Below are 25,422 nucleotides of genomic sequence, written 5' to 3'. Positions count from 1 at the left end.
TTAACATTAAAGTGCAACCAATTTTACCAGTTGTATTTATTTACCGGTTGGTCCGGAAACGACGTAATCCAAAATAAAATCCGCCGCGGTATACGGATCGATTTCTTTATTCATTACCCGCTCCAGCTGGTCGTTAAGCCTGCCGGGTATGTTGATTTGCTTAAGTATCTTCTGTTGCCACTTGTAGTTTACTATTTCTAACGCTTCAGACCGTATTCTTTCCCTCCGCTTTAAGGACAATAAACTATTGTCTTCCAGGTGTTGACGGTGTGTTTTAATTGCCGCCACCAGGTCGGCAATGCCCTGCCCGGTCAAGGATGAAACCAGTTTCACCGGCGGTCTCCACCCAACTTGATCACATTGCTGGTCCAGCATTATTTCCACCTCGGCGGCTACTTTATCCGCCCCAGGCAAGTCACATTTATTAACTGCAAACACGTCTGCAATTTCCATGATTCCGGCTTTGATGGTCTGGATGGCATCCCCCGCTCCGGGGGTGAGAACGACCACCGTGGTATCAGCAACGTGCATGATATCAAGTTCCGCCTGGCCAACGCCCACGGTTTCTATAATTACCCAGTTAAAACCGAACGCGTCCATGGCCTTGACCACATCCTTGGTTGTTTTGGCCAACCCCCCAAGGCTTCCTCTGGTGCCCATACTGCGGATAAACACGCCTTTGTCCAGCGCATGCTCCTGCATTCTGATGCGATCGCCGAGTAAAGCGCCGCCCGTGAAAGGGCTCGTTGGATCAACGGCGATTACGCCGACGGTTTGCCCCTCCTTGCGCAAATGTTTAATCACCTGGTCCACCAGTGAGCTTTTTCCGGCACCCGGCGACCCGGTAAAACCGACCACGTAAGCTTGACCGGTGCGATAAAAAAGCTGTTTGAGTATTTCCTCATGCTGAGGATCTTCATTTTCAAGCATTGATATCAAACGGGCCAGCGCTCTGGTTTCCCCCGCTTTAAATCTATCAATTAAATCCTGCATATAGAACATCCTCCCAGGCGATTTAGAATAATAATTCCGAACCTTTTAAATTTAGTGTTTCGCTGCTCAAAGGTTGAAATCCTGTTTAAAGTATCTTAATTTACAAATAAAAAGCCCTCCCGGGTTTCAGGAGGGTTGCGACAACCGGTTTAACCTGTATTTTTCCGTTAATGCCTCAATTTTAACCGTTTAAGCGAGAGCTATTTCCCGAGCCCCAATTTATTCAATACAATAAAGGTAATCAGTTGTTAATAACCTAATCTCCTCTCCCTTTCTCCGCTGTATCAGTTGATACAGCTATCTTTTTTTATGGCTTCAGGTTTTCTTCAATGTATTTTTCAGCTGAGACGGCAGCAATGGCTCCATCGGCCACAGCGGTTACCACCTGCCTGAGTGTTTTTTGTCTGACGTCTCCCGCTGCAAAAATACCCGGCCTGGATGTGTGCATGTTCTCGTCGGTGATGATATAGTTGCGCTCGTTGAGTTGAACCAAGTTGCCAACCAGTTCGGAAACCGGACGGGTTCCAACGTAAATAAACACGCCGTTTACGTTAAGTTTATCAGTTTCCCCGGTTCGAACGTCTTTCAGGGTGACTTCCTGGACGGTCGACTGCCCGGCAATTTTTTCCACGACGCTGTGCCAGTGAAAAATAATTTTTTCGTTATTCATTGCCCGCTGCTGAAGGATTTTGGTTGCCCTTAACTCGCCCCGGCGGTGAATTACGTGTACCTGGCTGGCAAACTTGGTCAGATACAAGGCTTCTTCGATTGCGGAATCGCCGCCGCCGACCACGGCAACAATTTTGTCCTTGAAAAACGCCCCATCACACGTTGCGCAATAGGAAACGCCGCGACCGTGGAATTCCTCTTCACCTTCAACTTTAAGTTTTTGTGGTTGTGCGCCGGTTGCTATGATTACTGTTTTAGTTTTTATTTCGCCGTCATCCGTTTGGATTGCAAAAATTTTTTCAACCGGTTTTATTGATTCGGCATTGGCGGACTTTACCTCGAGGCCGAACCGGCGAGCTTGGGCCTCCATTTGCATCATTAATTCCGGGCCGCCGATTCCCTCGGCAAAACCCGGGTAATTTTCAATTATTTCAGTGCTTGCGGCAAGGCCGCCGGGCATTCCCTTTTCAAGCAACAGCGTTTTCAGAGCCGCTCTAGATGCATATATTCCCGCGGCAAGACCGGCCGGTCCGCCGCCGATGATAACGACATCATATGTATCCATTCTATAATTACCTCCATTTAGAAAATGCTTAATTAATATCGTTATTTTACAATATTGTTTCCGTAATGGCAAATCTTAATTTTATTGTTTCCAGGTATGGGAGGGATTTATTTTGAAACCGGAAGGTGGATTAATTCTGGGCAAGGCAATCAGGGAAACACGGCTCAAGTTGGGGTTAACCCAGGAAGGTCTCGGTAAAAGAGCTAACTTGCACTACAGTTACATCGGCCAGGTGGAACGCGGCAATAAAGTACCTTCCATTAAGACGTTGAAAAGAATCGCCGCCGCCTTAAATGTCAACGTGGAGGACTTATTGAAAAAAGAACCTTCCGCCATGACCAGTGATGAAGATATATTGATCAAAGAGCTTGTAAACTCGGTCAAGGATTGTTCAGCCGAAGAACTCAAGTTATATATAAATATAATCAAGCAGATAAGATGCTACCTGCAGGAATTAAATAAGGGTACCCCGGCAACTTAAACTTATATCATTCCAGCTTGTAAACCACTAATTTTTTTATTGTTGGTTATTATTCAAAAAAATTCCACTATTGTATTATCCGCCAAGTTTAAACTCTCGGTGCCATGCCTGCTTTTAATGTTTCCGGGCCCGTTTCTGCCGAAGCAATACCAGCAAGACCAGGGAAAACATGCGTCTTGCTCCCAATCTTCAAAAAATTTTGCAAACAGCCGTCTAAACGGCAGGAAAATTCACTCACCCAACGAATATACTTTAATTGCTTTAAATTTATGCAAAAAAGCTGAAAGTGGAGGGGGGATAAACCAACCGGCTCAAAATTTTTCAGGTCACTTAAAATAAATAATGGGAGGTAGGTTAAGTGAGTAAATCCAAATGGTTTTTGTTTTTAGCGGTGGCCGTTATAGCCGTTGCCCTGGTGGTTAGCGGATGCGGCGGGGCCAAGGAACAGGGCGCGCAACAGGAGCAAAACGGCAGCAGCGGTAATGTAGTGAAGATCGGCCTAATGACCCCCTTGCAAGGCGACGTTAAGACTTTTGGCGAATCGGTGCAAAAAGGATTTGAACTGGCCTTGGAAGAGGCCAATTACAAAGCCGGCGATTTTACCATTGAGAAAGTAATTGTTGATGACCGTAATGACGCCACTGAAGCAACCAACGTGGCCACAAAACTGATCGACCAGGATAAAGTGGCAGCTATCGTAGGATCTGTAACCTCGAAATGCACTATCCCGGCCTCTGCCATTGCCCAGGCCAAAGGTGTGGTAATGGTTTCACCCACGGCCACAGCCGCCAAGGTTACCATGGACCCAGACCGTAAGGATTACATATTCCGGGCTTGCTTTATCGACCCCTTCCAAGGCACTGTGGGGGCCAGGTTTGCCCTTAATGACTTGAAAGCCAAGACCGCTGCCATTATGTATGACCAGGGCAACGATTATACCATCGGGCTGGCAAAAGCGTTTAAACAAGAATTTGAAAAGGGCGGCGGCAAGGTCATCGCCGAAGAGGCTTATGCCCAGCAGGACGTAGACTTCTCTGCTGTATTAACAAATATTGCCAAGCAACAACCGGATATTCTATACCTGCCGGACTACTATCAAAAAGTCAGCTTGATCGGCAAACAGGCCCGGGATAAGGGCATAACCGCCGCATTCCTGGGCGGCGACGGTTGGGACTCCACCGAGTTGGATTTTGCCACTATGGACGGCGGGTATTTCACCGCTCACTATTCTTCGGACGACCCGCGCCCGGAAGTGGCCAACTGGGTTACTAAGTTTAAAGAAAAGTACGGCTCTGAGCCGGATTCCTTCGCCACTCTTGCATATGACGCCACCAAGCTGGTATTGAAGGCCATTGAGGACGCCAAGTCCAATGACCCGGCTAAGATTAAGGAAGCCCTGCAGGCCATTAAAGATTACCCGGTGGTTTCCGGTAATATTACCTTTGACGATCAGGGTAACCCTGTTAAAGCGGCTGCCATCCTCCAGGTCCAAAAGGACGGAAGTTACAAATTTGTTACCACTGTTAAACCATAACATTAGTTTAAAACCGGGGGATAGGGTTTTGTGCTCTTTCCCCCGGCTATGTCGTTTTTGGGGGTATTAAGGACATGGAGTTTTTTTTGAATCAAGTGATTAACGGAATACAGTTGGGACTGGTTTACGCTTTAATTGCCCTAGGTTATACAATGGTGTACGGTATTGTCAAGCTGATTAACTTTGCTCACGGCGACGTCTTTATGGTGGGCGCGTTCTTGGGCTATTTCGGTTTTACCTACTGGGGCCTACCCTGGCCCGTAGCCATTTTGGTGTCTATGGTAATATGCGCCATACTCGGGGTGGTTATTGAACGCATAGCCTACCGGCCTCTGCGTTACGCTCCCCGCATCGTGGCGCTGATCAGCGCCATCGGCGTGTCTTTTTTCCTGGAATATTTTTGTTCCCTGAAGTTCGTATTCGGCGCCAACTACCGCGTGGTGCAACGCCCGCTGCCCGAAATAAGCTGGCACATCGGCGGTATAACAATTACCAATATCCAATTGCTGATCCTGGTTGCCGTGGTGGGCATGTTAATCTTGTTACAGTGGATTGTCCATCGCACCAAGGTCGGCGCGGCCATGCGTACGGTTTCCTTTGACCATGACGCCGCTCGCTTGATGGGCGTTAATGTGGACCGCACCATTTCCTTTACGTTTGCTCTTGGATCCGCCATGGCTGCCATGGGCGGAGTGCTTTACGCCATTGCCTATCCGCAAATCCAACCCTTTATGGGGATCATGCCCGGATTAAAAGCCTTCACTGCCGCGGTATTGGGCGGGATTGGACTTATCCCCGGCGCCGTGTTGGGAGCATTGATTATGGGCCAGGTGGAAACCATGACGGCTGCTTTTATCTCCTCCCAGTTGCGTGACGCCATTGCTTTTGCCATTTTGATTATTGTATTGTTATTCAGGCCGTCCGGTATACTCGGTCGGACGGAACCGGAAAAGGTTTAAAAGGCGGTAATGCTTATGGGAATGAAGGGTAATCAATTGGCTAAATCGATTATCGGTGTAGTTGTTTTTTATGCTGTGGTTAAGTTTGCTGTTATTTCGGGCGTGATTAATCCGTACTGGCAGCGGGTTCTCGACCAGAGCCTGATTTATGTTATCGGTGCCCTGGGCCTCAGCCTGATTTTTGGTTTTACGGGCCAGTTTTCCATCGGCCATGCCGCTTTTTACGGCCTTGGGGCTTATAGTGCCGGTCTGGTCAGTAAAACACTGGGTACGGGAAGCATCCCCGCTTTCCTGCTATCATTGTTTGTGGGTGTAATCTTTACCGGGCTGGTGGCCTATTTAATCGGCAAACCCGTGCTGAGATTGCAATCGGATTACCTGGGTATTGCCACCCTGGGCTTCGGTGTTATTGTCAAGGTCGGTTTGGATAATGCCAATAAACTGATTCCCGAGTTGGGTGGGGCCACTGGCATGACCGGCATACCCCAGGTGGCCACCTTTGAATGGGTACTGTTTTTTACTGCGTTGGCGATAATTATTTCCCGCAATTTCTTGCATTCAACTTACGGGCGAGTTTGCACCTCCATCAGGGAAGATGAAATAGCCACCAAAGCCGTGGGCATCAACCCCGCCAAGTATAAGCTGTTGGTTTTTATATTTGGCTGCGCTCTGGCCGGGCTGGCGGGAGGCATTTACGCCCACCGGTACCCTTTTTTACACCCCACCAGCTTTGATTTCCTACAATCCTTTAATTTTCTTATCATTGTGGTGGCCGGTGGGATGGGCAGCTTAACGGGTACGGTGGTTACCGCCATTGGCTGGGTTTTTTTACTGGAAGGTTTGCGGTTCGTCCTAGGGGAAGCGTTTATGGACTGGCGCGGCGTCATCTACGCGGTATTGCTGGTGGTACTGGTACTGGTGCGCCGGCAGGGGTTGTTCGGCAACAAGGAATTTGGCTTCTTTGCCCCGCGGGCCGTCATCACAAAGGAGGGAAAACAACATGTCGCTGCTGGAAGTTAAAGACCTTTGCAAGGCCTTTGGCGGGTTGCAGGCAGTGAACAATTTCAACTTAACGCTCCAGCCCGGAGAAATCGTCGGGCTGATTGGACCCAACGGGGCCGGCAAAACAACGGTTTTTAATTTAATCACCGGCCATTTCCCTCCCACTTCGGGGATCATTAATTTTGAGGGGCGGAGCCTGGTGGGCCTTCCTCCCCATGATATATGCAATGCGGGTATTGCCAGGACATTCCAAAACATTCGATTGTTCAAAAACAATACTGTTCTGGACAATGTTAGGGCCGCTTTCCACCCCAAAGCAGCTTACAGTTTACTTGACGCGGTTTTCCGTACGCCTAGATTCCGGGCCGAGGAGAAAAGAATTACCGGTGCCGCCATGGAGTTGCTGGACACTTTAAACCTGGCCCACCGGGCCAATGACACTGCGGCCAGCCTGCCTTACGGCGACCAGCGCCGCCTGGAAATCGCCCGGGCCCTGGCAGGTAACCCGCGGCTTTTATTACTGGATGAGCCGGCTGCCGGCATGAACCCTTCCGAGGTGATGAACCTCGTTCAATTGATCAGGTCAATTAAAGAGCAATTTAAACTTACCGTACTACTGATCGAACACCAGATGGGCCTGGTGATGAACCTTTGTGAGCGGGTGGTCGTGATGGATTTCGGCCAGGTCATCGCCGCCGGGTTGCCGGGCGACGTACGACAAGATCCACGGGTATTGCAGGCATACCTGGGCAAGGGGGCTGTGGCCTGATGCTGGAAGTTAAAGATCTGGATATATATTACGGGTTAATTAAAGCCCTTCACGGTATATCCTTTGAAGTAAAACAGGGTGAAATCGTGACATTGATTGGGGCCAACGGTGCGGGCAAAAGCACTACCCTGCGTACCATTTCGTCCCTGATTAAGCCTAAAGCAGGCACCATCACCTTTGAGGGACGGAATATCACCGGCATCCCTCCCCATAAAATAGTAGAAATGGGTCTTTCCCATGTTCCGGAGGGGCGCAAGGTTATTGGCGATATGACGGTGCTGGAAAACTTACGCATGGGGGCCTATACCAGACGCGACAAGGGGGAAATTGCCGCATCGCTGGACGAAGTTTTTACCCGCTTTCCCCGCCTGAAAGAGCGCGCCAAACAATTGGCCGGTACCCTTTCAGGCGGAGAACAGCAAATGCTGGCCATTGGCCGGGGTATGATGTCCAAGCCCAAGTTATTATTGCTGGATGAACCGTCCATGGGTCTTTCCCCCATCCTGGTGGAAGAGATATTTTCCATCATCTCAACCATTAACAGCCAGGGAACTACCATTTTACTGGTTGAACAAAACGCCTTTATGGCTTTGCAGGTGGCCCACCGGGCCTACGTACTGGAAACCGGCCGGGTGGTATTATCCGGAGATGCCAGGGAGCTGCAGCAAAATGAAAAGGTACGCTCGGCGTACCTGGGGGAAATTGCCTGAAATTTGTCTCATAGGCCGCAACAGAAACTCCGCTCAAGGCGGAGTTTTTTTCAAATAAGGACAATAGCACGTAAAAACGGCATAACGGTTTAAGGTACCTCAAATTACTACTTATCTGAATTTAATGATCATCCCGCAAAAGAGTGTTATATCTTAGCTCCGGGCAACCACAGGCGTCACTTTCGTCCAGTTGCTTAAGCGTTTCAATGACGATGGAGGCAATGGTCTTCGATTCATTGTAAAATATGTCGGCCAACTCGCGATGTTCCCAATCGGCAACAATTCCTTCGGCATAGTTCACCACTATATCAATGCGCCCGTAACAGGCGCCTATTTCCCGGGCCAGGTAAACTTCGGGGCACATGCTCTGGCCAACCATGTCAGCACCCAGGCGGGCGAGCATTTGGACCTCGGCGGGGCTCTCAAAGTGCCTGCCATCGGTAACTGCGTATATTCCGCGGTCAAAAACCTTGCCCGTTTTATGTAAACGCTCGGCCGTGGTGAATAAAGTTCGCGCTATTTGAGGGCAGACGGGTTGCCTCATGCTCAGTAAAAAGGATCCGCCCAGACCCACGTCTTTACGCATGGAAAAATCAAGATAATCGGAGGGTATTAATATGTCGCGGGGCTTTAAAAGGTGGTTGATGGACCCTACCCCCCCATCAACGATAATTTTTTTAACGCCGGCTTGCTGAAGAACCCAGAATAATTGTCTTGAAGCGTCACCCCGGCTGCACCCGGCGCGCCATCCATGCATTTTACATGTCAAAACGCGTTTGTTGCCGCAGGTAAACAATTTAAATGTGGGGCTTTCACCAAAAGGTGTGGCGAAAGTTAATTTGTCGTTAATTACTTCAATTTCTTGCAGGCCCAGGTCTTCGGGAAAATTGATGGAAAAAGTACCCGAACCTCCGATTACGGCGTAACCAGCCGCCGGTATCAGGTCTTGACTCATTTTACATCACCCCGGTTTAATTTTTGCGCAACATAAAAATGACGGACGCTGTTATGTTGTATCGGGTCGAAGCTAAAGGCGTTGAAGCTGCCCAGCAGGTCAAATCCGGATTCCCGCAGGCAGGCGGCGATGTCTTCCGGGTTGTATGCTTTTTCACTGTGTATTTCCGTAAATTTATAGTAATGGTTGTTTTCCCGAACAAAACCGGTAAGTTTGATTTGCCAGGTGTTAATTATATCGTTGTAGCTTGTTTCCCAAATTAAGGTAATATCCTGTTCGTCGACCACGGCGACATTGTGATCAACTCCGGCCGTCCAGATCACGGCATTAAGGTCAAAGATAAACGCCCCTTTTTCATTCAGGTTTTCATGAACTCTCAGGAAAGTTTTTTTAATATCGCTGATATCCGGTAAATAATTTAAACCGTCGTGAAAACAGGTTACCAGATCGACTTTTTCGGGTAAGGTAAAATGTCTCATATCCTGTTGGATAAAATTTATTTCCAAACCATCCGCCGCCGCTTTATTACGGGCGCATGCCAGCATTTCACCGGCTATATCGACGCCGGTTGTCTTGTAGCCGCGCCGGGCAAAAGGAATGGTCGTGTTGCCCGTTCCGCAGGCCAGGTCTGCGACGCTTCCGGCCCGGAGGTTAAAATGATGCATTAATGCCTCCACATAATCGATCCAGCCTTCAAAATCAACACCGGAAACCAGGTAATCATATATACGGGCCAACCCGCTGTATTGATCCATTTTTAAACCACACCCGCGTTTAAATTTTTAAAGCCTCCGGTTTAATTTAACCGGAGGCTCGTTAATTATTTCTTTAAACTGGCCAGGATATCCTCGAGCACTTTCTTGATTTCCTGGTCACCGTTGATGTTTAGCAGCAATCCCTGGGCCTTGTAATAGTCTATCAGCGGCTGGGTCTGGGCTTCATAAACGTCAAGGCGGTTGCCCACCGCTTCCTCGTTATCATCGCTCCGCTGGTACAGTTCGCCGCCACAGCTGTTGCATTTACCCTCTACCTGCGGTTTGTTGAATAATATATGATAGCTTGCCCCGCACCCGCGGCATACCCGGCGTCCCGTTAAACGAGCCATTAGTTTTTCCCTGGGGACGGCAATATTAATCACGCCGTCCAGCTTGATGTTCATTTCCTTAAGTGTGGCGTCCAGTGACTTGGCCTGTTCCAAGGTACGCGGGAAACCGTCCAGTAAAAATCCACCGGCGCAATCGGGCTTGGACAGCCTGTCCTTGACCATGCCGACAACCACTTCGTCGGGTACAAGGGCCCCTTTGTCCATGTATTCCTTGGCTTTTTTGCCCATTTCGGTTCCTTCCTTGATTGCGGCGCGGAACATATCACCGGTGGAAATGTGGGTGATATTTAATTCCTTGACCAGCACTTCCGCCTGCGTACCTTTTCCGGCGCCGGGCGGCCCCATGATTAACAGTTTCAAATTAATCCCCCTCCTCTAAGGTTCAATAATAATCAGCTTGTACACATTATAGCATGTATATTAGTCAGTGAAAATAATAAAACTTAGATGGTTATGAGGTTTTAAAATTTATAGCCACTAATTATCCAAATATACCAGTTATTATGATGAGTATGGAAAGAAAAAAAGAGAGTGTGTTAAAATGCATTGATCTTGGCGCAAAGGATTATCTTCTAAAACCTTTTGATAAAGAAACTTTAATCTCAAGGATAGAGCGTTTTTATCATGTATTATTAAGGGAACAGGTAGAGGATACTGATTTAAAGGATCTCGATAATACTCTTCTTTTGGAAGTAGATAGGGCCAATCGGGCAGGTACTTCATTAACCGTGCTTTCTTTAAAAATAAAATCTCAAAATATATTAAAACGAAACAATATTATTGCATTAAAGAACAATTTAAAAAAAATATTAAGAAAGTTAGATAATGTATATGCTTATAATGGATATTTAGTGCTAATCTTGCCTTTAACAAATAAAGATGGATTTGAAGTGGTAAAAAATAAGATTGTACACAATTTTAACCAGATAGGTATTTCTTTTTCAGAAGAGATAAACCTTAAAATTTTCTTTTACCCTGATGATGTACATCAAAAAGAACTCATTAATAATTATAATAGTAATGCAATTAAAGATTTGATTTTAAACAAATTAATGGACACTAATAAATAATTATCAAGAAGCCCAAATTGATATACCGGAGTAGAAAAGAGGTTTTGATATTAAGATGTAGCCGACCAGGGATATACCCAGGCCCGGCAGCCCGTTTCCCTCTTTCTTCTTTTATTTTCTTCGAACAGGCTCTTAAAAAAATTATGCTCAACTTAAAAAATTTAAAACCCGCGTTAGCCTTTAATTTATACAGCTTCGCGGGTTCTCGAAAAGCTATGCTTGGTCGGGATGACACGATTTGAACGTGCGACCTCACGGTCCCGAACCGTGCGCTCTGGCCAAACTGAGCTACATCCCGATAATTAACGGCAAGTATTATGATACCTTAAATTAGTCCAATTGTCAACCGGAATTGCCTTGTGAATTAATAACAGTATTAAAAATTAATAATTGAACTGTTTTTGCTTAAACTATATTTAAATTTCGGATCAAAATGGAGGTGCACAATGAGCAACTTAAGTCCATTTACCTTTTCCGCTCCGATTCAGGGGGTTCAGGTTAAACCTTTGACACAGGACGGGTTTCAAATCCGGATTCGGTATAACGGCTTATTGAGACAAAACGGTGCTCAACAGATATGGTTGCATGCCGGTTACGGCGATATCAACGCATGGAGAGATGTTAAAGATCATTTAATGGAACATACGGATGAAGGTTGGGAACAAACCGTAAATTTACAAGAAAAGCAGCTTAATTTCTGTTTCCGTGATAATGCCCAGAACTGGGACAATAATAACGGGGCCAACTGGGTATATAAAATAACATGATCACGTTAAAGGGCCGTTAGTAAGTGGTTGGAGAGCCAGCCACTTATATTTTTAGACGGCGTCATATAAATTTTTTTAATAGACTGCAAAGCGGTTGGAGCTGGTAGCTCAAAGAAAAAGTTGTGTTATAAAGTTAATAACTTTTTGGTTAATTCACAACCAAGTACCCAAAGTGCCGCCGTGGACAAATGGTGGGGCGCGATGCTGTCAAATAAAATAGTGGCCTTGGCAGGAAACTCTTCGTCTCCTTCCCACAGCACAACAGCAAGGGGTAATTTGGGAAAAGCTGGTACCAGGGCGGAAAAATCACCCAGGTCAAGTTTTTGGCCGCCCAGTTTCTTGACCCGTTGCTCGAGCAGCGCCGGGTTGTCGCCGAATGCTTCGGAGATTGGTTTGCAAGCATCGTTCAAAAAAGGTACATAATGGTGTTCCCCTTGTGGCAGTTCCAAGAAGGAAATCCACTTGCCCCTTGGCGGTAATCCGCTGCATTGTTTAAGGTATTGCAATACCAGTGTGGCGTCGTTAAAGGAAATTTTACCACCTGGTGTTGTTACCTCACCGGTGCTTAAGGAAACAAAGTGTTTCCGTGCAAAATAGTTGATCACAATGTGTAACCGGTCTTCAGAATAACACGCACCGCTCTTCAAGGCCATTTCATCCGGGTCAGTGGACAGAAAATCTTTAACTGCGGCGCTGTGGGCCGTCAATTCGTTGCACAAAATAAACACCCCTTATCAACAAATAATCTTATGTTACCTGGCCAGCAAGTACAAAACAAGTGCGGTGATGGCCCCTACCAGCATGATTACGGCACCCATTCCACCGAAATTAGCCAGTGCGTTTAATTTTATTCCTTCCGTTTCGGCCCTTTGGCGCATATGGTTATATACGGGCAATCGCCCGATGACGCTCATTACGATGGAGTCGGAAAGGTCGGGCTCGCCTCCCTGGTCCAGCATGCTCTGCGCTACGATGTTGACCCATTGCTTTTGCATATCGCTGTCAAGGGATGCATAATAATCTTTGATATATTGTTTAAACGCTTTTTCCTTTGGTTTTAGATGCTTAAAATAATACCGTCGATCCTTACGCCTCAGCTGACGCATTGTTTTTGTCAACAATGTGATTTCCGCTTCATTTAAACTAAATTTATCTTTCAGCATATTGATAAAAACAGAGGCCAAGCTTATCCCACCTGATATTTTGCGTATTTTAACGTTACGTATTGTTTATTATAATAATATAATATAGCCATACCTTCAATAAGCAAATAAAAAGCAGATATTATATCTGTAGCACTGCAGTATGTGGGTAAGGACGAAAGCTAAATAGTTATTGAACGGGGGGACCGTAATGGAAGTATACGCGCTGATTGGTCCCAGCGGTACGGGAAAAAGTCACAGAGCTGTTTTGTTGGCCCATAAATTGGGAGCGGAAGTGATTATAGATGACGGGTTAATTATTAAGGGAAATCAAATTATTGCCGGGGTATCGGCTAAAAAGCAACCCACCCGGATCGGGGCGATTAAGACGGCGCTGTTTACGGATGAAAATCACATTAATATGGCCAGGGAAGCAATTAAACAATCGAGTTCTAATAAGATATTGATCCTGGGTACATCCCGCAAAATGGCTGAAAAGATAGCATCCAGATTGGGGTTGCCAGGGATTAAAGAGTTTATCGGTATTGAACAAATCGCCACGGAAAAGGAAATCAGGAAGGCACGGATAATGCGCACCCAGTACAGCAAACATGTTATACCGGCGCCAACGGTGGAGGTAAGAAAGAGTTTACCGGAAACTATTATCGACCCGTTGCAGGTGTTTTTAAAGCGCAAAGGATATAAGGGTAACAGAAGCTGGTTGGAGCAATCCGTGGTTAGGCCTACTTTTACCATGTACGGAAAGCTATATATCTCTCAGGGAGCGCTGGGTGCTATTGTAACCTGTGCGGCTACCGGTATTCCGGGTGTTGCGGGCGTTAAAAGGGCAAGCATCATTAAAGATGATCAAGGAGTGGAGATAGAGGTTGAAGTTGTGCTTGATATTAAATTTAAGTTAAATGATATCAGCCGGGATGTTCAATTGGCTGTTAAGGAGCAGATTGAGAAAATGACCGGGCTCACCGTAAAGTGTGTTAATGTAACCGTGGCGGGCTTAAAAATTGAAGAAATAATATAGCAGGGATAGCGCTCCCTGCTTTTATGTTTTAGTGGCAAAAATATGTTTACCGATTTTTGTTAAAACCGGCAGCGTTTTTATCCAGTTATCTGATGCTATGTGAGGGTTGTAAAAAAACAGCGCCCCTCCTGTTGGGTCATAACCTTCCAATGCTTTGCGGGCGGCTTTGATGGCCGTGGCATCGGGAGTTAAATTTATCGTACCGTTGGATACGGGAGTAAATTGAAATAAGTTTCCGTCGCGCTGCGTGATTACTTCCCGGATTGTATTGGGGAAGTACGGGCTGCGCGTGCGGTTCAATATTACCGCTCCTACCGCCACCTGGCCGTCAAAGCTCTCTCCCCGAGCTTCGGCGTAAATTGCCCTGGCCAGAAGCAAAAAGTCTTCCCTGGAAATTTCCCCGGAAATAATACTACGTGAAGAAGATAAGGTTTCTGTTTCACTTGAGGGAATTACCAGTACCTGGTAAGGATGAATTGCTGATGTCTTTAAATTGTTGGCACTGATCAGCAGGTTGACGTCGATGTTAAATGTATCGGCTATTTCGGAAAGGGTATCTCCCGGTTGTACTGTATAACTGACAGTGCCATCAACTAATCTTCCGGCCACTTCTTTTTCCACACCGGCGTTGACATTACCCGCCCACATGCTCATCAACACAAGCGCAACAAGTAAAAAGCCGGATATTTTGGGAAAATGAGTGATCATTTTCTCCTCCTTTCTCAACAAAAATTATCTTTGACATTCTATTTATATTATATACATGCCAGAATAATCCATAAATTATATAAATCCCCTTCACAGGGGATTTATGTCATATACAATAGGGCATTTACGGCAGCCGCGGCGATGGTACTCCCGCCTCGCGTGCCCAAAACAGTGATATAGGGCACTTTGTTCAAGTTTACCAGCAGTTCTTTGGACTCGCTCGCCCCTACGAAACCAACCGGCGTTCCGATTACCAGCGCCGGATCTGCCTGTCCGGCTTGAATCATTTCGCAAAGGGAGAACAGTGCCGTGGGTGCATTGCCAATTACTACAATATCACCCGACATCGGCCCCGACGTTTGCATTGCCACCATGGCCCGGGTTTTTCCCGATTTTGCGGCTTCCCTGATCACATCCGGCTCGTTGATGCGGCAAATGGCCCGGATGTTGAACGATTCCATTTTGCTTTTATTGAATCCGGCCAGGGCCATGTTCACGTCTACGTAAATTTTACATCCCCTCCGCATTGCCGTTAAACCGTTGCCAACCGCGAGAGGGTGTATTTTAACCAGGGAGGCGATGTTGAAATCACCGGTGGTATGAATAATTCTTTTAATAATGTTTCTTTCCCCGACCGGCAGGCCGGAAAGTTCAGGCACGTTTCTTTCAATAATGGCCATGCTTTCCCGTTCAATATCGCCTGGATTGAAATTATATTTCAACTGGAAGCCCCCCTGACCCGGTCCATGATTAAATCTAACAAGCGGGGATCCGCTCCGATATGTTCGGTCATGGCAATGCTTACGCCCGGGTATTTATTCCTTTCCCGGGCCAAAATTTCCGGAATGTCGCGTTGCATGTGCAGACCCATGTACAGAAAAAGGGGAACTATGATAATCTTTTTTACTCCGCGGTCAACAACCCGCTGGATGGCCGCGGGCAGGTCGGGCTGATTGAATTGTAACGCAGCGCTTTCCACTAAAAAGTTGTCTGTTATTCCCGCTATGACCATGTTTTTTATTTTTTGCAACGTGACTTGCGCTTCAGGCAGCCTGCTGCCATGACTTAATAATATGATGCCGGTTTTATCCATGAATTTCCGTCCTTTCAAATTTAGCTATGTAATCTAACAGTTGATCCAAATCAGTTAAGGCGCCGGATATTTTATTCGGCCGCTTAATAACCACAACCGGTACGGACAGGTCCAGGGCCGCTTCTATTTTTGCCCCGGTACCGCCGGCTACGCCGCTTTCCTTGGTTACAAGAACATCCGCGTTAAATTCCCGCAGCAGTACTTTGTTCATGGACGTGGAAAACGGTCCCTGTATCGCGATAATATTGCCGGGAGCAATCCCCAAGTCAAGGCAACGTTTTAAACCGGTTAATTCCGGGATAATCCTCACCACCAACTGTTTTCCCGCTCTCTGGGCGTAATTTACAAAGGTCGGCAGTGTTTTGGTACCTGTGGCCAGAAAAATGATATGAGGAGCCAGTTCAACGGCCGTGACCGCCGCTTCCTCGTAACTGTTGACGGTGTGAATTAAAGGGTGCCCGGGTAAAACCAGGGCTGGCCTTTCAAACCGGAGGTATAAAATCCCGGTTTTGGCACAGGCATTCCTGGCATTAGCGGTGACGATTTCCGCAAAAGGATGCGTGGCGTCAATAAGTATGCGCACTTTTTTATTTTGAACCAGCGCGACTAATTCACGCTCATCAAGTCGCCTGGCAATAATTTCCGCCGCCCCTGTTCCCTCCAGTAATTTGCCGCCGTAAGCCGTGGCCGCACAGGCGATGACCCTGTAATGTTTTCGGACGAGCGCTGCAACAATCTCCCGGCTTTCGGAAGTGCCCCCCAGCACCAGGATCATAGGCTGTACCCCCGCGGGGTAATGATGAAATTCCCGGCTTTCCTGGTTGACCGGTTCCCGACTATGACCGTGGTGAGCATGTCGATGGGAAAGTCAAGCATATTTTCAATGTCCGTAATATATAATAATTCTTCATCACGCGCCGCGTTCTTGACAATACCCACGGGAGTCGACGGTGACTTGTGTTGCAAAAATATTTCCCTGGCCCGCTTGATTTGCCAGTTCCTTTTCTTACTGGCGGGATTGTAAAGTACAATAACAAAATCGCCCCGGGCGGCTGCTTCCAGCCTTTTTTCAATTAATTCCCAGGGTGTCAGCAGATCGCTGAGGCTGATCACGGCAAAGTCGTGCATCAACGGGGCGCCCAGGCGGGAAGCAGATGCCGTCGCGGAGGTAATCCCCGGGATAACCTGCACCGGTATTGTTCCGAGCCTTCCCGAGGTCTCCAGCATTTCCAGCACCAACCCGGCCATCCCATAAACACCGGGGTCCCCGCTGCTTACCACGGCTACTTTTTGGCCCGCCACAGCTCGATCAATGGCTGCCGCGCAGCGCTCCTTTTCCCTGGTCATGCCGGTGCTGATAATTTCTTTATCTTTCACCAAATCCCGGATTAAATCGATGTAAGTTTTATACCCTACAATAACATCGGCGTTCCGTAATGCCTGGACGGCTCTGCTGCTGAGATCTTCCACCGCTCCCGGTCCGGTGCCTACAATCGCTATCGATCCTCTGCTATTGCCACCGTGATGCCTGGATATTGTTGTTTCGGTAATATTAACTCACCCTTTCCTGTTGCCAGGAGCGCCGCAGGTTCACAAACGGCGGGCACTCCCACGCTGTTCCGAACAAATTCCGAACTGTGCAACTGCAGCTCCGTTGTTTGAAAAAAGTGATTTATTTCCTCCGCGGAAAAACTTAGGATCGGTAAATTTAGTACGGCAGCAGCTCCAATTAGACCGGGTTCACTTGCTTTACGCCCAATGGTAGCCAGGGCACGCAGGCTTAAGATTGAGTACCCGCACCTGGCGAGGGCGTTTTGGACGGCCTTCAAAATATCATTTTCGCTTGTTCCAGAACGACAACCGACGCCGGCCACCAGGTTGCGGGGCCGGAGAAACATCGTGTTATCCGGAAGGTTACCCATTAAACGATTGGTAATGATTACATGGTAACGAGCATGGTTTTGTAGTTTCAGGTAATCTTCGGGTTGATAAATTTTTACATTGGAACTTGGTTTTACCGGTAGCGGGATCCGGGTGTAGATGTGGACTGTTTCGCCGTTGACCACGGCGCTGTTTACTTTTCGCACGGCTGAAACGGGATCGATAGCCAGGTTTAGTTCCCGGGCCAGGTCATCCACCGCCGGTAAGCCGTGTACGTCGGTAGCCGTGGTGATTACCGCTCTGGCTCCGATGGAAGCGGCGATAAATTTGGCCAGGCTGTTCGCACCGCCCAGGTGTCCGGATAAAACGCTGATCACGTTCAGTCCCGCCTCATCAATCACCACCACCGCCGGATCGGTGGTTTTGTCCTGAATATGTTTGGCGATTATTCTAACTACGATGCCCAAGGCCATAATAAAAACAATTTGGCGGTACCGCGGAAATATCGATTGTACGGTATCGGCAAGGTTTTGAAATAATGTGGCTTCCCCTGGATCGACAAATGCGCGCGCCGGGGCGAAAAGATCCACTTCTCCGTTGCCGTGCAAAAGTCTTTGTTTAACACGCAGGCCCAGGTGGTAACCATGTTTGGTAATGCAAACAATGGCGGTTTTCAACTTTTGCCTCCTCGAAAACCGTGGGTAAAATCGGGGTCATAAAGGCGCGACGGAGTATAATCGGCCTTCAAAACGTCGCCCACAATGATCATGGCTGTTCGGTTGATACCGGCTTCCCTCGCTTTTTCCGCAATGTTCGCCAGGGTGCCCGTCACCACGCGCTCGTCCGGCCATGAAGCCTTTTCCACTACGACCACCGGAGTTTGGTCGCCATAACCGCCGGTAATTAGTTCCCGGGCTAAACCATCCAGCATATGCACGCTCAGAAAAATGCACATAGTGGCGTTATGAGCTGCCAGCGAACTGATGGATTCTTTTTTCGGGACCGGGGTGCGACCTTCCATCCTGGTCAGGATTACGGTTTGAGTGATTCCGGGCAAGGTGAGTTCGTGGGGAATGGCCGCGGCGGCGGCTAAAAATGAACTGACGCCCGGGACAACGGCATAGGGCACCGCCGTACTGTTAAGAGCGTCCATTTGCTCCTGGATGGCCCCGTACAGGGAAGGATCCCCGGTATGCAGGCGGACCACCTCCCGGCCGGCCTGGTGCGCGTTAATCATGATTTGGGTTATTTCCTCCAGGTGCATGCCCGCGCTATTATAAATTTCTGTTTCGGGCTTGCAAAGATCAAGCAGTTCCCTGTTAACCAGCGATCCGGTGTAAATCACCACATCGGCCCGGGCCAATAGTTTGGCCCCCTTGACGGTGATTAATTCAGGATCGCCGGGACCGGCTCCGACAAAATAAATCATTAGGCTCCCCTCCGCTTTTTAACAATCAGCAGCGACATGTAATCCAGGTTATCGTTCATAACTTGCTCGGGCCTGTTTGTGGCGAATTGGTTGGAATAACCGCAGCGACTGACAAAATAAGTTTCCACGTTGCCCGATTGTCTGAAGTATTGCATTAACTCCGGCAGCCGTTTGTTGACCTTCATCAATACCACGGTATCAAAAATCTCCATGATTTTTTGCAGGTCCTCCAGGCTGTACGCGGCCGGGATAACGGCCAGCTTCTCCTCCCCTTCCACCAGGGGCTCCTGGATAAATGCCGGGCAGGCGGTGATGGAGGACACTCCCGGCACGGTTTCCGTGGATATTTCGGGATAATTGGCCTTAATGTACCTGAGCAGGTAACCGTATGTGCTGTACAAAGTGGGGTCGCCGACGGTGATAAAGGCGACGTTACGGCCCGATAAAAGCGCCTCGGCGACCAGCTGCCCCGCCTCTCGCCAGCTTTTTTCCAGTACAGACCTGTCCCTGGACATGGGAAACTCCAGTTCCAATAGCTTGTGCTCCTTGGGCACCACCGCCTTAACCACGGCCAAAGCCAGGCTTTCTTTTTCCTGGCGGGACTTGGGCACACACAGTAGATCCACATCGGAGAGTATTTTTTTCGCTTTAATTGTCAGTAAGTCCGGGTCGCCCGGTCCCACGCCGATACCATAAAAAATACCAGACAATCTCCATCACACCTTCCCTAAACCATTAAATCTGCTTACTTTTCCAGGGTAAATATGTAGACCGGATTTAAAGCCCGCCACATCCTGACATTTCCGGCCGGAACGGTTCGGGAAATGTTTACCAGGATGGCTTCCCAGTTTAGCCCGGTAAAAAACTGGGTACAGTGGTTAAATGTTTCGACAGTTACAGCGTTGGCCACTATCCTCCCCCCCGGTTTTAACCTGTTCACGGCCAGCTGCAATATGTGGTGTAAATTGCCTCCGCTGCCGCCAATAATTACCCGGTGTGGGTCGGGAAGGTCATGTAATACGGCGGGTGCTTCCCCGGGAACGGTAATTAAATTATTAACCCCGAATTTTTCCGCGTTCTGGATTGTTAATTGCGTGGCCCGCGCGTTTTTTTCAACGGCAAATACCTTACCGCCGGGTACCAGCAAGGCCGCTTCCACCGAAATGGAACCCGTTCCGGAACCTATGTCCCATACTATTTGCCCGGGGGCCAGTCTGGCCTTGGCCAGGGTTAAAATGCGTATTTCTTCCTTAGTCATGGGCACCTTTTCCCGGATAAAAAGATCGTCCGGAATACCCGGCGTGGAATAAGGCCACTGGCTATTCATCACAAATCACCATCACGCAATTGCCCGCCTGCCACTGGTCAACAGCAGCAAGCTGCCCTAAAGTTGTTTTTATGATCACTTCGTTTGGATATGACAGATTACAGGCGACAAAGACGGGCCTGTCGCCCGCGCCCTGTTCCAGTAGGATCCGGGCCAGTTTACCCGGGTTCCGTTTGGGATCGGTCAGGATAATGACTTTTTTATGATTTTTTACCTCCGAGGCCAGCGCCGCGCAATCACGCCCATGGCAACTGGTTAAAAAGGCATCGTCCCAGGTAATTCCCAAACTGGCACAGGCTAATTGGATCGAAGAAATGCCCGGAATAACTCTTATATCTAGATCCGGTAAACCACGCTTCAAGGAGGACAGGATGCCGTAAAAGCCCGGGTCTCCCGACGCCAGGACGACGATCTTGCTGCCGCCTGCCGCTTTGCTTTTTATGATGTTGAAGACGGATTCCATGTCGGAGGTAATGGTATATTTTTCCGCCGGTGTGGCCTGGAACATTTCAAGTTGCCTGCGTCCCCCGATTAACACGTCGGCCTGCGTAATGGCTTCTTCGGCCGCCCGGGTCAAGTAATCTTTGCTTCCAGGTCCCAGACCGACCACGGTTATAGTCGCCACCCCAATTCCCTCCCAATCAAGCGGGCCTCCCGGTCGGCCGCCAGTACCTCGCCCTTCATGGACAGCAGGGCGGTTCCCACCGCAAGATCTCCCCTGACGTATTCGGAAGCCCTGACGCTGGCTTTTTCAGCTGCTATATTCAGCACCTGCATTAAATTTTCCCTTCTTAATATTTTCACGATGGCTTCGGTGGTGACGCATTCCAGTATGGATGAAACGATGGTGGGCCCCGCTCCCAGCGCAGCCGCCAGTGCGGCAAAGGTCTCTTGCCTTGCATCTGCCGTTCTGCTATGAGTATGGAAAATGCCCGCAGCCACTTTAACCAGCTTGCCGTGATGACCCCAGAGCAATACTTTCTTAATGCCCTTTTCCACGCACTTCTCCAGCATAAAACCAACAAAGTTGCTCATCTCAACTACGGCCGGTTCCGGAATGCCCCGGCTTACGGCCCATTTCGCTCCCAGGCGGCCGGGTGTCAGTACAACGCTGGAGTATCCAAGGGCAACGGCCATGTCGATTAATGGTACCAGCGAGTTTTTGTAAGCTTCCTCAGACATGGGATGGACTATGCCGGTGGTACCCAGTATAGAAATTCCACCCACTATGCCCAGGCGAGGGTTCAGGGTGCGCCGGGCGATTTTCTCGCCGTCCGGCACGCGGATGGTGACGGTGCAACCCGTGCCGGCGGGCATGATTTCGGCCAGGGCAGTTTTAATCATCCATGCGGGCACCGGGTTGATGGCGGGCCTGCCTACCGGGACTTGGAGCCCTGGTTTGGTTACCGTACCTATCCCTTCCCCGCCCTTGATAACGATAGTGCCGTTATTTGTAGCAACTACCGTGGCTATAATTTCCAGGCCGTGGGTGGCGTCGGGATCATCTCCACCGTCCTTGATCACCGTGGCGCCTTTGCCGTCTTCTTGGTTTATATATCTGTGTATGGGTATCCTAAGCTCTTTCCCATCGGGATTGCGAACGGTTACATGTCCGGGGCGTTCTTTTTTATAAAGGGCGATTGCGGCAGCCTTGGCCGCGGCTGCGGCCGCGGCGCCGGTTGTAAAACCTGTTCTTAATTTACTTTCGACAGACATTGGCATTTCTCCTCGATAAAGAAACCCGTCCGAAAAAAGAACGGGCTAAATATTTGTCTAAAAGCCGGATTTGGCCATTTGCATGCGGATATCCACATCCACCAGCAACCGGTATGGCCGGCACATTTCAAAAATACGCGATGTTGTTCTTTCCCCTAGATACTCTTCCAGGTCTTCCAGGTTGATGTTACTGGTGATGATGGTCGGAAGCAGATAATTTAACCTGTAATTGATAATGGTAAATATTTTATTGCGGGTCCAGTCCGTGTAGTTGTGCGCACCCAGGTCGTCCAGAATTAAGAGGGGCACTTCCCGCGCGGTATCCAGCAACTCCGACTCGGTTACGGTTTTTTGCCTGGCGGCGTCGTAGGTGGCCCTGATCTGGTCCAACAAATCGGGAACAACCACAAATAAAAGAGTTTTATTTTGGGCTAATAACGCGTTGGCAATGCAGCAGGCCAGAAAGGTTTTGCCGCTGCCCACCGGGCCGGTAAGCAACAGGCCCCCGGTATGATTGTTTTTTAAATAGCTGTGTACAAAATTTTTCGCTGCCGCCAGCGTACTGGCCGCGATCTCGCGGTGAGAAATTCTTTTTTCCGGGTCCAGCATGGTCCTGGAGTAATAACCAAGGTTGAAACGGTCGAACGTATATTGACTAAACTTGGGTGGAATTTGGGAGGCCTTGATCTTGGCATTAATCACCCTTTGTTTTATGCAGGGGCATGGTTCCGCAACGCCATCCTGCACAATAATGCCGCGCCCGGCGCATTTATCGCAATGAACAATCATATTCATACCTTTCTAGTTCATATACAGGGATTTGATCAAACTTTTCTTGTCGGTTTTGTCCGAATTGGAATTGCGCCTTAAATTGCCGTCGTTTTTCTTTTTATCAGTACGCTTCATTTTGTACTGCCGGTCATATTCCGCAATGTCCTCGGGACAATTGATGTTGTTTTTTTCCCACTCCAATAAAATGCCGTCTATATACTTAAAATTATGTTTACCCATCAATACGGCCCTGCGCAACGCTTCCAGTACCATGACCGGCTTCATTTTTTGAGACCAGATATTGATTTGTTCAACTTCCATGGGCGACAGGGGTCTCCCGAATTCTTTTTCAAACCCTTTGTACAGATTGATGGTAAAACCGGGTTCCTTGTCAAGTATGTTTTTTATCTTTTCGTTTTCTTTGACCTTGGCGCAGGCCCAGAATTCAGACAGTTTTTCAAAAAGGGGCTCAAAATCGTAACCCCGCAAAATTAATCCCTTTTCAGCATCAAAAAACTCCGTTATTTTAAGCATTTCCTTACCAACCAGGCTTTCCAGGTTCCGGGCAATTTGCTCTTCATCCTCTGACAAAACTGAACTCAGCAATGATAGAGTAGGCAAAAAAATCTTTTCTTCCGTACGTATTCTCAGCAACTGAATAATTAACATCATTTCCGTATCCGTAATCCCCAGCTGCTTATAAAACTTCAACAATAAGTTGGGGATGGCTGTAGAGCCGTGTATAAATAAATCCACCCCAAAAGCGGCGGTGATATTACCTTTTTTATATTTTTTGACAGTTCTGAGGTTTCCCGAAGGTCCCATCCAAATCTCTCCTTCATCGCCTTTATTTATTTTATGGTAGAGTGGGTGGGTTTGTCCACCCTTTCGGGTCGTTCGGGTTGGCGGTTAGTGAAGGTGGTTATGGATAAAGAATACTTGCTTAATATTTTTTCAGCCTGGTCGAGACCCTTTCCAAGTTCGTCGATGGAATGGGCATCGGAACCAGTGGTATAAAATTTTATTCCTTGTTGGACGGCGGTTTCCAGGATGGTAATGGAGGGATGCAGATCGTTGAGTCCCCGCCGCAGTCCGGAAGTGTTTATTTCCAGTGCCATTTTATGATCGGACATAAATTGCAGGATGCGTTCGATATACCCCTGGTGAATGATTTTAACGGAATTCCCCAGATAAGGCTTGCCATAACGGCGATATAAATCAATATGGGCGATGCAGTCGAACAAACCGGTTTTTACCGCAGCTTCCAGCATGGTAAAGTAATCCCTGGCTACTTGGGTGCCGTTTTTGTGCATAAAATAACCCGGGCATTCTTTTTTAGATGAAATGGCAATGTGGTTTAAGCAATGTATGGACCCGAGCACAAAATCAAAAGGAAAATTTGACAGGATCATTTCTATTTGTTTTTCATAACCGGGCTCAAAACCGACTTCAATCCCGGCTTTTACTTTCAAGTCGGGATAATATTTTTGTTGGGCGGCATGGATATCAGCAAAATATTGTTCCAACCAGCGCCAATCATCCATTTGGTGCACCTTGCCGCCCCAGCGCACAAACCAATCGATATGTTTGCGTACCGGGTCAACCTCCAAGTGGGGGGTGAAACATATTTCAGCCAGTTGCAGTTCAATGGCTTTAATACAGTATTCGTCAATACTTACCGGCGCGGCGTCAATGGAATACCCGGGGTGAACGTGATAGTCAGTAAAACCCCTCCGGTTAGACAATTACGGCCCCCAGTACGGTTTCCATTTGCTTTAATGCCCAGTCATGCGCTTGGTCATCAAAGCTTGCGACGCCGTCCCGGTGCACGATTACCTTATAGTCGCGGTTGCAAAGTTCCTCTACGGTATATAACACACAGATGTTCGTGCAAACCCCGACAACGTGGATTTCATCCGGGTTGAATCTCTGTAATAATTCCTCCAGATTGGTCTTAAAAAAACCGCTGTACCGGTTCTTGGTAACTTTTTCAACGTTTTTCCCGTGGACTGCCACAGAAGCAAGCTCGTTGATGATATCCGCACCGGACGATCCCTTGACGCAATGCCTGGGAAAACGGGTAAACTCCAGGTCATCGGGCTCATGGGCATCCATGATGAAAATAATTGGTTCATTATTGTCGGCAAATTCTTTCGCTACGGCGGCAACATTTTCAATGATCCGGGCCGCGCTCGGCCCACAATAAAGACTACCGTTTTCCCGGATGAAATCATTGAGCATATCGACGATGAGCAGCACTCTACCGGGCATTTTTGGGCCACCTCGCATTAAACCAGTTTCACTGCGGTTCCGCTGGCGGTAACCATGAGCATGCCTTCCCGCACCACTTCGTAATCGATATCTATACCTACTATGGCGTTGGCGCCCAGACGCTGCGCTTTGGCCGACATTTCCTCCAGGGCGATTTCCCTGGCCTGGGCCAGCTTGGCTTCATACGCGCCCGACCTGCCCCCTACGATGTCCGTGATGGCGGCAAATACGTCCCGAATGACGTTGGCGCCCATGATGGCTTCCCCGCACACCACGCCGAGATAGTTTTCTATCTTTTTTCCTTCAACCGAAGGTGTGGTGGTTAATATCATGATCGTAACCTGGTTCAAAAAAGCTCACAATACCTAACAAGCTGTTAGTTTTTGTGAACCCGGCCTCCCCATGACCAGGTTTTCGCTCCTTTCTGGATTGGGTTTGCCTACCCCCGGGAGCAGGCTATAGCGAC

31 protein-coding genes, 1 tRNA gene and 1 pseudogene are annotated in these 25,422 nt (G+C 48.3%); 9 read left to right on the top strand and 24 right to left on the bottom strand.

The genetic code is table 11. From position 1 onward, the window contains the following. Nucleotides 1-36: 36 nt before the first annotated feature. Nucleotides 37-993 carry a methylmalonyl Co-A mutase-associated GTPase MeaB gene (meaB, locus tag IT084_RS10040; RefSeq protein ID WP_207744519.1) on the bottom strand — a complete coding sequence of 319 codons (957 nt, stop codon included), beginning with the start codon at nt 991-993 and terminating at the stop codon, nt 37-39. 307 nt (nt 994-1,300) lie between these two features. After that, nucleotides 1,301-2,227 carry a thioredoxin-disulfide reductase gene (gene trxB / locus IT084_RS10035; RefSeq protein WP_195712732.1) on the bottom strand — a complete coding sequence of 309 codons (927 nt, stop codon included), beginning with the start codon at nt 2,225-2,227 and terminating at the stop codon, nt 1,301-1,303. Between the two features lie 112 nt (nt 2,228-2,339). On the opposite strand from trxB, the gene IT084_RS10030 reads away from it, so the two are divergent. The 6 genes from IT084_RS10030 (at nt 2,340) to IT084_RS10005 (ending at nt 7,682) form a co-directional block, all read left to right on the top strand. Continuing rightward, nucleotides 2,340-2,708, top strand: a complete 369-nt coding sequence (locus tag IT084_RS10030) for a helix-turn-helix domain-containing protein (protein WP_207744518.1) — start codon at nt 2,340-2,342, stop codon at nt 2,706-2,708. Between the two features lie 358 nt (nt 2,709-3,066). Next, nucleotides 3,067-4,242: an ABC transporter substrate-binding protein gene (locus IT084_RS10025; RefSeq protein ID WP_195712731.1), complete on the top strand. Its 1,176-nt coding sequence runs from the start codon at nt 3,067-3,069 to the stop codon at nt 4,240-4,242. Between the two features lie 74 nt (nt 4,243-4,316). Next, nucleotides 4,317-5,201: a branched-chain amino acid ABC transporter permease gene (locus IT084_RS10020; RefSeq protein ID WP_195712730.1), complete on the top strand. Its 885-nt coding sequence runs from the start codon at nt 4,317-4,319 to the stop codon at nt 5,199-5,201. A 15-nt stretch (nt 5,202-5,216) separates the two neighbouring features. Beyond that, entirely contained in the window at nt 5,217-6,221 is a 1,005-nt protein-coding gene (locus IT084_RS10015) for a branched-chain amino acid ABC transporter permease (protein ID WP_195712729.1), read from the top strand. Then, nucleotides 6,202-6,972 carry an ABC transporter ATP-binding protein gene (locus tag IT084_RS10010; protein WP_195712728.1) on the top strand — a complete coding sequence of 257 codons (771 nt, stop codon included), beginning with the start codon at nt 6,202-6,204 and terminating at the stop codon, nt 6,970-6,972. The genes IT084_RS10015 and IT084_RS10010 overlap by 20 nt, the downstream gene beginning before the upstream one ends. Further along, entirely contained in the window at nt 6,972-7,682 is a 711-nt protein-coding gene (locus IT084_RS10005) for an ABC transporter ATP-binding protein (protein WP_195712727.1), read from the top strand. Before IT084_RS10010 ends, IT084_RS10005 begins: the two co-directional genes overlap by 1 nt. Before the next feature lie 121 nt (nt 7,683-7,803). Here the strand turns inward: IT084_RS10005 and IT084_RS10000 are convergent, their stop codons facing one another. The 3 genes from IT084_RS10000 to IT084_RS09990 form a co-directional block, all read right to left on the bottom strand. Then, nucleotides 7,804-8,637 carry an MTAP family purine nucleoside phosphorylase gene (locus tag IT084_RS10000; RefSeq protein WP_195712726.1) on the bottom strand — a complete coding sequence of 278 codons (834 nt, stop codon included), beginning with the start codon at nt 8,635-8,637 and terminating at the stop codon, nt 7,804-7,806. Continuing rightward, complete coding sequence (locus IT084_RS09995) at nt 8,634-9,392, bottom strand: class I SAM-dependent methyltransferase (RefSeq protein ID WP_195712725.1); 759 nt, start codon at nt 9,390-9,392, stop codon at nt 8,634-8,636. The genes IT084_RS10000 and IT084_RS09995 overlap by 4 nt, the downstream gene beginning before the upstream one ends. A 65-nt stretch (nt 9,393-9,457) precedes the next feature. Beyond that, nucleotides 9,458-10,102, bottom strand: a complete 645-nt coding sequence (locus IT084_RS09990) for an adenylate kinase (RefSeq protein WP_195712724.1) — start codon at nt 10,100-10,102, stop codon at nt 9,458-9,460. A 95-nt stretch (nt 10,103-10,197) separates the two neighbouring features. On the opposite strand from IT084_RS09990, the pseudogene IT084_RS09985 reads away from it, so the two are divergent. Next, nucleotides 10,198-10,812, top strand: a pseudogene (locus IT084_RS09985) (response regulator); the annotation flags it as partial. Nucleotides 10,813-11,032: 220 nt separating this feature from the next. On the opposite strand, the gene IT084_RS09980 reads toward IT084_RS09985, so the two are convergent. After that, nucleotides 11,033-11,110, bottom strand: a tRNA-Pro gene (locus tag IT084_RS09980). A gap of 148 nt (nt 11,111-11,258) precedes the next feature. Here IT084_RS09980 and IT084_RS09975 point away from each other — a divergent pair. Further along, the gene (locus tag IT084_RS09975) at nt 11,259-11,579 is read left to right on the top strand and encodes a carbohydrate-binding protein (RefSeq protein ID WP_195712723.1); all 321 of its coding nucleotides are present in this window, start codon (nt 11,259-11,261) and stop codon (nt 11,577-11,579) included. 125 nt (nt 11,580-11,704) lie between these two features. Here the strand turns inward: IT084_RS09975 and IT084_RS09970 are convergent, their stop codons facing one another. Then, nucleotides 11,705-12,298 (bottom strand): DUF3786 domain-containing protein, encoded by a 594-nt coding sequence (locus IT084_RS09970; protein WP_195712722.1) that lies wholly within the window; start codon nt 12,296-12,298, stop codon nt 11,705-11,707. A 33-nt stretch (nt 12,299-12,331) separates the two neighbouring features. Continuing rightward, nucleotides 12,332-12,763 (bottom strand): hypothetical protein, encoded by a 432-nt coding sequence (locus tag IT084_RS09965; RefSeq protein ID WP_243276895.1) that lies wholly within the window; start codon nt 12,761-12,763, stop codon nt 12,332-12,334. 169 nt (nt 12,764-12,932) lie between these two features. Between IT084_RS09965 and IT084_RS09960 the strand changes: the two genes are divergently transcribed. Beyond that, the gene (locus IT084_RS09960) at nt 12,933-13,760 is read left to right on the top strand and encodes an Asp23/Gls24 family envelope stress response protein (RefSeq protein ID WP_195712721.1); all 828 of its coding nucleotides are present in this window, start codon (nt 12,933-12,935) and stop codon (nt 13,758-13,760) included. A gap of 21 nt (nt 13,761-13,781) precedes the next feature. On the opposite strand, the gene IT084_RS09955 is transcribed toward IT084_RS09960, so the two are convergent. The 16 genes from IT084_RS09955 to IT084_RS09880 all read right to left on the bottom strand — a co-directional run bounded on the left by IT084_RS09955 (nt 13,782) and on the right by IT084_RS09880 (nt 25,288). Further along, entirely contained in the window at nt 13,782-14,468 is a 687-nt protein-coding gene (locus IT084_RS09955; RefSeq protein ID WP_195712720.1) for a cell wall hydrolase, read from the bottom strand. 101 nt (nt 14,469-14,569) lie between these two features. Continuing rightward, entirely contained in the window at nt 14,570-15,190 is a 621-nt protein-coding gene (locus tag IT084_RS09950) for a precorrin-8X methylmutase (RefSeq protein ID WP_195712719.1), read from the bottom strand. Beyond that, complete coding sequence (locus tag IT084_RS09945) at nt 15,187-15,561, bottom strand: sirohydrochlorin chelatase (RefSeq protein WP_195712718.1); 375 nt, start codon at nt 15,559-15,561, stop codon at nt 15,187-15,189. Before IT084_RS09945 ends, IT084_RS09950 begins: the two co-directional genes overlap by 4 nt. After that, nucleotides 15,554-16,336: a precorrin-6A reductase gene (gene cobK, locus IT084_RS09940; protein ID WP_195712717.1), complete on the bottom strand. Its 783-nt coding sequence runs from the start codon at nt 16,334-16,336 to the stop codon at nt 15,554-15,556. Before cobK ends, IT084_RS09945 begins: the two co-directional genes overlap by 8 nt. Then, nucleotides 16,333-17,055 carry a precorrin-3B C(17)-methyltransferase gene (cobJ, locus tag IT084_RS09935; RefSeq protein ID WP_195712805.1) on the bottom strand — a complete coding sequence of 241 codons (723 nt, stop codon included), beginning with the start codon at nt 17,053-17,055 and terminating at the stop codon, nt 16,333-16,335. Before cobJ ends, cobK begins: the two co-directional genes overlap by 4 nt. A gap of 2 nt (nt 17,056-17,057) precedes the next feature. After that, on the bottom strand, nt 17,058-18,119 hold the full coding sequence (locus tag IT084_RS09930; protein WP_195712716.1) for a cobalt-precorrin 5A hydrolase: 1,062 nt from the start codon (nt 18,117-18,119) through the stop codon (nt 17,058-17,060). Further along, the gene (cobM, locus tag IT084_RS09925; protein ID WP_195712715.1) at nt 18,116-18,871 is read right to left on the bottom strand and encodes a precorrin-4 C(11)-methyltransferase; all 756 of its coding nucleotides are present in this window, start codon (nt 18,869-18,871) and stop codon (nt 18,116-18,118) included. Before cobM ends, IT084_RS09930 begins: the two co-directional genes overlap by 4 nt. Next, nucleotides 18,871-19,581 (bottom strand): precorrin-2 C(20)-methyltransferase, encoded by a 711-nt coding sequence (cobI, locus tag IT084_RS09920; RefSeq protein WP_195712714.1) that lies wholly within the window; start codon nt 19,579-19,581, stop codon nt 18,871-18,873. The genes cobM and cobI overlap by 1 nt, the downstream gene beginning before the upstream one ends. A gap of 35 nt (nt 19,582-19,616) precedes the next feature. After that, nucleotides 19,617-20,198 (bottom strand): precorrin-6Y C5,15-methyltransferase (decarboxylating) subunit CbiT, encoded by a 582-nt coding sequence (cbiT, locus tag IT084_RS09915; RefSeq protein WP_195712713.1) that lies wholly within the window; start codon nt 20,196-20,198, stop codon nt 19,617-19,619. After that, nucleotides 20,191-20,823 carry a precorrin-6y C5,15-methyltransferase (decarboxylating) subunit CbiE gene (gene cbiE / locus IT084_RS09910; protein ID WP_195712712.1) on the bottom strand — a complete coding sequence of 211 codons (633 nt, stop codon included), beginning with the start codon at nt 20,821-20,823 and terminating at the stop codon, nt 20,191-20,193. The genes cbiT and cbiE overlap by 8 nt, the downstream gene beginning before the upstream one ends. Further along, nucleotides 20,811-21,914 carry a cobalt-precorrin-5B (C(1))-methyltransferase CbiD gene (gene cbiD, locus IT084_RS09905; protein WP_195712711.1) on the bottom strand — a complete coding sequence of 368 codons (1,104 nt, stop codon included), beginning with the start codon at nt 21,912-21,914 and terminating at the stop codon, nt 20,811-20,813. The genes cbiE and cbiD overlap by 13 nt, the downstream gene beginning before the upstream one ends. A gap of 57 nt (nt 21,915-21,971) precedes the next feature. Then, nucleotides 21,972-22,703 (bottom strand): ATP-binding protein, encoded by a 732-nt coding sequence (locus IT084_RS09900; RefSeq protein WP_195712710.1) that lies wholly within the window; start codon nt 22,701-22,703, stop codon nt 21,972-21,974. Nucleotides 22,704-22,715: 12 nt separating this feature from the next. Then, entirely contained in the window at nt 22,716-23,510 is a 795-nt protein-coding gene (locus IT084_RS09895; protein ID WP_195712709.1) for a DnaD domain-containing protein, read from the bottom strand. Between the two features lie 26 nt (nt 23,511-23,536). Then, nucleotides 23,537-24,430, bottom strand: a complete 894-nt coding sequence (locus IT084_RS09890) for a histidinol-phosphatase (RefSeq protein WP_195712708.1) — start codon at nt 24,428-24,430, stop codon at nt 23,537-23,539. After that, entirely contained in the window at nt 24,423-24,956 is a 534-nt protein-coding gene (locus tag IT084_RS09885) for a cysteine hydrolase family protein (protein ID WP_195712707.1), read from the bottom strand. The genes IT084_RS09890 and IT084_RS09885 overlap by 8 nt, the downstream gene beginning before the upstream one ends. Before the next feature lie 17 nt (nt 24,957-24,973). Then, on the bottom strand, nt 24,974-25,288 hold the full coding sequence (locus IT084_RS09880) for a YbjQ family protein (protein WP_195712706.1): 315 nt from the start codon (nt 25,286-25,288) through the stop codon (nt 24,974-24,976). Nucleotides 25,289-25,422 lie beyond the last annotated feature (134 nt).

Origin of the sequence: Desulfallas sp. Bu1-1 (genome assembly GCF_015594625.1) — a bacterium.
Taxonomy (GTDB): domain Bacteria; phylum Bacillota; class Desulfotomaculia; order Desulfotomaculales; family Desulfallaceae; genus JADNRQ01.
The sequence above is the reverse complement of the archived record's forward strand: the minus strand, read 5'-3'. Positions and strand labels throughout refer to the sequence as shown.

Bases quoted from the DNA above. Each gene is read 5' to 3' on its own strand.
- IT084_RS09880 (WP_195712706.1), bottom strand. From the start codon at position 25,288: ATGATATTAACCACCACACCTTCGGTTGAAGGAAAAAAGATAGAAAAC.
- IT084_RS09975 (WP_195712723.1), top strand. From the start codon at position 11,259: ATGAGCAACTTAAGTCCATTTACCTTTTCCGCTCCGATTCAGGGGGTT.
- IT084_RS10010 (WP_195712728.1), top strand. From the start codon at position 6,202: ATGTCGCTGCTGGAAGTTAAAGACCTTTGCAAGGCCTTTGGCGGGTTG.
- IT084_RS09895 (WP_195712709.1), bottom strand. From the start codon at position 23,510: ATGGGACCTTCGGGAAACCTCAGAACTGTCAAAAAATATAAAAAAGGT.
- IT084_RS10005 (WP_195712727.1), top strand. From the start codon at position 6,972: ATGCTGGAAGTTAAAGATCTGGATATATATTACGGGTTAATTAAAGCC.
- IT084_RS10000 (WP_195712726.1), bottom strand. From the start codon at position 8,637: ATGAGTCAAGACCTGATACCGGCGGCTGGTTACGCCGTAATCGGAGGT.
- trxB (WP_195712732.1), bottom strand. From the start codon at position 2,227: ATGGATACATATGATGTCGTTATCATCGGCGGCGGACCGGCCGGTCTT.
- IT084_RS10020 (WP_195712730.1), top strand. From the start codon at position 4,317: ATGGAGTTTTTTTTGAATCAAGTGATTAACGGAATACAGTTGGGACTG.
- cobM (WP_195712715.1), bottom strand. From the start codon at position 18,871: ATGATTTATTTTGTCGGAGCCGGTCCCGGCGATCCTGAATTAATCACC.
- IT084_RS09885 (WP_195712707.1), bottom strand. From the start codon at position 24,956: ATGCCCGGTAGAGTGCTGCTCATCGTCGATATGCTCAATGATTTCATC.
- cbiT (WP_195712713.1), bottom strand. From the start codon at position 20,198: ATGAATAGCCAGTGGCCTTATTCCACGCCGGGTATTCCGGACGATCTT.
- IT084_RS10015 (WP_195712729.1), top strand. From the start codon at position 5,217: ATGGGAATGAAGGGTAATCAATTGGCTAAATCGATTATCGGTGTAGTT.
- IT084_RS09945 (WP_195712718.1), bottom strand. From the start codon at position 15,561: ATGGATAAAACCGGCATCATATTATTAAGTCATGGCAGCAGGCTGCCT.
- IT084_RS09960 (WP_195712721.1), top strand. From the start codon at position 12,933: ATGGAAGTATACGCGCTGATTGGTCCCAGCGGTACGGGAAAAAGTCAC.
- IT084_RS09995 (WP_195712725.1), bottom strand. From the start codon at position 9,392: ATGGATCAATACAGCGGGTTGGCCCGTATATATGATTACCTGGTTTCC.
- meaB (WP_207744519.1), bottom strand. From the start codon at position 993: ATGCAGGATTTAATTGATAGATTTAAAGCGGGGGAAACCAGAGCGCTG.
- IT084_RS09955 (WP_195712720.1), bottom strand. From the start codon at position 14,468: ATGATCACTCATTTTCCCAAAATATCCGGCTTTTTACTTGTTGCGCTT.
- cbiD (WP_195712711.1), bottom strand. From the start codon at position 21,914: ATGTCTGTCGAAAGTAAATTAAGAACAGGTTTTACAACCGGCGCCGCG.
- IT084_RS09900 (WP_195712710.1), bottom strand. From the start codon at position 22,703: ATGATTGTTCATTGCGATAAATGCGCCGGGCGCGGCATTATTGTGCAG.
- cobK (WP_195712717.1), bottom strand. From the start codon at position 16,336: ATGATCCTGGTGCTGGGGGGCACTTCCGAAAGCCGGGAGATTGTTGCA.